This is a genomic window from Microcystis sp. LE19-41.2A (assembly GCF_027530405.1).
GTDB classification, from domain to species: Bacteria; Cyanobacteriota; Cyanobacteriia; order Cyanobacteriales; family Microcystaceae; genus Microcystis; species Microcystis aeruginosa.
In genome coordinates, this window is the sequence record NZ_JAPZQJ010000468.1 from 1 (window position 1) to 4317 (window position 4317).

Consider the following 4317-nt stretch of genomic DNA (forward strand, 5'->3'; position numbering starts at 1 on the left):
GTCAGTCTGTAGAGCGACCATAAGACCAGAACAGAGTAAATCTGTTAAGGCAGGTGCGGAACCCCGCAAGGGAAAGAAGCAGAAACCTAAATCGTGAGGTTTGGGAATCGCCGTCCGTTTTACGGCGGCGAGGATGTCAAAAAGTCAATGGATTGAGTTACATATTCCTAATTATTATAGGGTCAAGCTATCAGCCTCAGACTTCGGTGTGACAAAACAGAAATGGGGTGCATCTCACATTTGCAGAAATACCGACAATCAGCAATTATCAGTGACTTAAATGATGACAAATGTATCAGCAGCTGTCTGTAAGCATCCCACCGAAAAACTAATGCGCTCCAGCTTTTGGTGGGTTCTACCCCCCAAAAGCTGGGATTGAGTGATAAAATCGCAAGTAATGCCCAATTTTAAAAGAGAGTTTCCCCTGAAAAATCCCAACTTAGTAGATTGACAAAAATGAGATGCACCCACAGAAATAGTAAAACATCAGGATTAAATTGTGGCGGTCAGGAAAAGATCAACTATACTGTTAGACTTAAACAGGTCATAACCCAATGACCATCTAGCTATAATCATGTCACCGCCACAAAGATCATTTTATGCTTTCTGAGCCGGAACCGAGCGACACCCTCACCACTGCCACAGTCAATATGGGCGATCAAAGTACCGATATCAAGCCAATTTTAGCCTTAAAAGAGTTGGTCGCTAGTTTATATCGCGAACAAAACAAAGTTCAAAATCTCTTAAGTTCCCTCGGTTTTGCCCTGCGGAGTTTCAATAATTTAAACCAATTCCTCGATCTTACCCCCTTGATGGCCGCACGAGTGGCAGACGCGGAGGGAGGGGCATTGATTTTGAGCAAAAATAACGGTCAAGTGGCGCTTGATCAACTCCATTGCCAAGATAATCAAATTAATGGGGAACTACGCCGACAATTAGAGGCAATTATCCGACAATTAAACCAAGAAGCGGCACTTGAGAATAAAAATAGTCGATCGCTTCTCGATAGTCTCGACCATAAAATCCGGCAAACTCTCGGACAGGGTACGCAGGTTTATAGTACACCTGTTTTGGTAAAAAATAGTGAGCGGGGGCGTTTATACGTTTTCAGTCGCGATCCCGATTATGGTTGGACACCCACCCGTCGTAAACTGTTGCAGCTAGTGGCCGATCAAACGGCGGTGGCTATAGCTAATAATGAATTAACGATCGAATTACGTTCTAAGGAACGTCAGGATCGAGAGTTAGAAATCGCTGCGGAAATCCAAAATCGTCTTTTACCCCGGCAATGTCCGAAAATTCAGGGGGTAGAATTAGCAGCCCACTGCAAAACGGCTAATCGCGTTGGTGGCGATTATTATGATTTTATCCCCTGCAACTACGATCAATTTAAACCGGCAAGGGAGGCGGAAAGGGAAGCCAGTGCCGCTCCTTGGAGTATAGTCATCGGTGATGTCATGGGAAAAGGTGTCCCAGCAGGATTATTGATGACCATGACCCGGGGAATGTTGCGAGCGGAAGTGTTAAATCGTCACTCCCCGGCCCAGATTTTGCGTCATCTCAATCGGGTTATGTATGCCGATCTCGATAATTCTCATCGTTTCGTGACATTATTTTATTCCGAGTATGATCCCCTGACGCGCCGTCTTGGCTACAGTAATGCTGCCCATTATCCCACCCTCTGGTGGCGAGCTAAACGGGGAGAGTTAGAGTCTCTCGACACGGAAGGGACATTAGTTGGTTTAGAGGCCGATTCTATCTATGACGATGCCCAAGTGCAATTAGAAGCGGGAGATACGCTGATCTATTACACCGATGGCTTTACCGATGCAGTTAACTCGAAAGGGGAAAGATTTGATCAGAAAAATTGGCTATCGGCAGTTAAAGAAGCCTGTCAAAAGTACACCGATCCCGAACAGATTCTAGAATATTTATTTGGGAAAGTTGCCGCTTTTACTGGGTTGGGAAATGACAGTAGCGACGATATGACTTTAGTAGTTATGCGAGTGAAATCGGAGGAATAAATTATCATTACATAGCTCATAAATTAGCCTAATTCTGCTCTTGCCAAGGAGCAAATAAAGGCAATAAAGCTAACCCAGGTAAAGCAGCAATTACCGTGATTAAAAAGAACCACTGCCAACCGATCGCCTCAGCTAAAACTCCGGCGGGAGCCACCAAAATATCGCGACTAAAGGCCATTAAACTCGATAAAAGGGCGAACTGAGTAGCGGTAAAACGAGCATTACAAAGACTCATTAAAAAAGCCACAAAAGCGGCAGTTACTAAGCCACCGCAGAAGTTTTCAATATTAATAGCCAAGACCATAAAAGGATAATTTTGCCCTAAATTTGCTAAAATAAAATAGGCTAAATTACTAACAGCTTGCAACAGACCAAATATCCAGAGCGATCGATTAATTCCCCAACGACTTAACAGGGAACCACCTAATAAAACTCCCACCATAGTTGCTATCATGCCCATGCCCCCTTGGATCGCTCCGATATCGGTTTGACTGAAACCAGTTTTTAAGAGAAAAGGAGTCACCATATTATTAACTAAAGCATCCCCTAAACGATAGAGAACAATAAAGGCGAGAATGCCCATTCCTTGACCTAATCGATAGCGTTGAAAAAACTCTTGGAAAGGCAACCAAACTGCCTCTAAAAGAGTTTGAGGAGTATCATCTCTAGGGGGAGTAGCTGGGGCGAAAAAAGACCAAATAATCGTTAAAGCCATCAATCCAGCTAGGAAAAGATAGACGAGAGGCCAGGGAAAGTGATCGGCTAAAATTAAAGCGATCGAACCAGTTAAAATTAAAGCCAAACGATAACCTAAAACCCCGATCGCTACCCCAGCCCCCATCTCCCATTTTTCTAAAATATCTGTGCGATAGGCATCGTAGGCAATATCTTGGCTGGCACTAAAAAAAGCAATCAGTAAAGCATTAATTGCCAATAATTCTAAAGATCGTTGCGGTTGTTGAAAAGCCATGGCTGCAATCGCTAAAGTTAAACAAATTTGAGCGATTAAAATCCAACCGCGACGACGACCAAGCAGCGGGGGAACATAGCGATCGAGTAAGGGAGACCAAAGAAATTTGAGAGAGTAGGGGAGAGCGACTAAACTAAATAAACCGATCGATTTCAGATCAACTCCTTCGGTGGTCATCCAAGCTTGCAGGGTGCGACTGGTGAGCAACAAGGGCAATCCAGAAGCGAAACCTAAGAATAACAAAGCCGCCATTTTTTGACTGCGGAACACTTGCAAATAAGCGGAAATTTCTTTGATCATGGAGGGGATAGGAGGATAGATTAGATTAAAGAATATAGTTAATTGACCCAAAAAGAAAGAAATTAGTTCTGACCGGCATCGTCCCATCTTAACCATGGCCCGGCGATCAAAAAAAATTCCCGAAAAATAGCGGTCTTTCCCCCAACTGGGGCTATAGGCAGTAGAATGGATGAGATTTTGATTCAGTAGTCTTGAAAAATTGCGGTATTCTCCTTAAGATAGATGCTTGATTCTCCCAACTAGCTCCTACCCCTATTTACCTTTCCCAGATAAGGACTGCCATCCCCACCTTCCCTGCCGACTCCTGTGATTAAAGTGGACTCCTGTTTTATCTCATACCTATTGTCTAATCCCTCCGACTCGGAAGCGACCGGTGACAATGCCACCATTGCCGTCGAGGTGCGTTTGGCCCAAAGCCAAGATCTCAAAAGCTTGGCGGAAATTCTCACCGATAGTTTTTTCCCCACGGCCAATTATTGGTCTTTTCTGCGTCCTATCTTTAAATTAGGCATTTACGAGGACTTACGGGGACGATTGCGCGCCGATACCCCTTACTATCACTGTCTGGTAGTCAGTCACACCAGCGTCACCGTCACGGGTCCTCAGGAAATTATTGTTGCTACGGCGGAAATCGGCTTAAAATCCAGTTCTTTTTTAGCTGTTCCCATTCCTTATATCTCTAATTTAGCCGTTAGTCCCGATCGCCGGCGTGCCGGTCTGGCCCGGAGATTGCTGCTCAAGTGTGATCAGATCGCTAGAGAATGGGGTTTTGAGGAACTTTCCCTCCATGTTCTCGATAATAATCTAGCGGCCCAGTCACTGTACTTAAGTAGCGGTTATCGTCTGCAAAAAACCGACGGTTGGTTGATCAATTGGTTATTTAATCGACCACAAAAGTTATTTCTGCACAAAAAAATCAGCCAATGAGGAGATAGGAGACAGGATTCAGGAGTCAGGATTCAGGAGTCAGGAGCCGGTCGTCAGGAGATTATTTTTATTTATTCTCCCTTCTCCCCACACCCC

3 protein-coding genes are annotated in these 4317 nt (G+C 44.5%); 2 read left to right on the forward strand and 1 reads right to left on the reverse strand.

The genetic code is table 11. The features are described from left to right. Positions 1-599: 599 nt before the first annotated feature. Positions 600-2024 carry a PP2C family protein-serine/threonine phosphatase gene (locus tag O9290_RS19850; protein ID WP_002759815.1) on the forward strand — a complete coding sequence of 475 codons (1425 nt, stop codon included), beginning with the start codon at positions 600-602 and terminating at the stop codon, positions 2022-2024. Between the two features lie 28 nt (positions 2025-2052). On the opposite strand, the gene O9290_RS19855 is transcribed toward O9290_RS19850, so the two are convergent. Further along, positions 2053-3294 (reverse strand): AmpG family muropeptide MFS transporter, encoded by a 1242-nt coding sequence (locus tag O9290_RS19855; RefSeq protein ID WP_502846470.1) that lies wholly within the window; start codon positions 3292-3294, stop codon positions 2053-2055. A 306-nt stretch (positions 3295-3600) separates the two neighbouring features. Here O9290_RS19855 and O9290_RS19860 point away from each other — a divergent pair, with 306 nt between their 5' ends. Continuing rightward, on the forward strand, positions 3601-4221 hold the full coding sequence (locus tag O9290_RS19860; RefSeq protein WP_002759819.1) for a GNAT family N-acetyltransferase: 621 nt from the start codon (positions 3601-3603) through the stop codon (positions 4219-4221). The last annotated feature ends 96 nt before the right edge of the window (positions 4222-4317 follow it).

Bases quoted from the DNA above. Each gene is read 5' to 3' on its own strand.
- O9290_RS19850 (WP_002759815.1), top strand. From the start codon at position 600: ATGCTTTCTGAGCCGGAACCGAGCGACACCCTCACCACTGCCACAGTC.
- O9290_RS19855 (WP_502846470.1), bottom strand. From the start codon at position 3,294: ATGATCAAAGAAATTTCCGCTTATTTGCAAGTGTTCCGCAGTCAAAAA.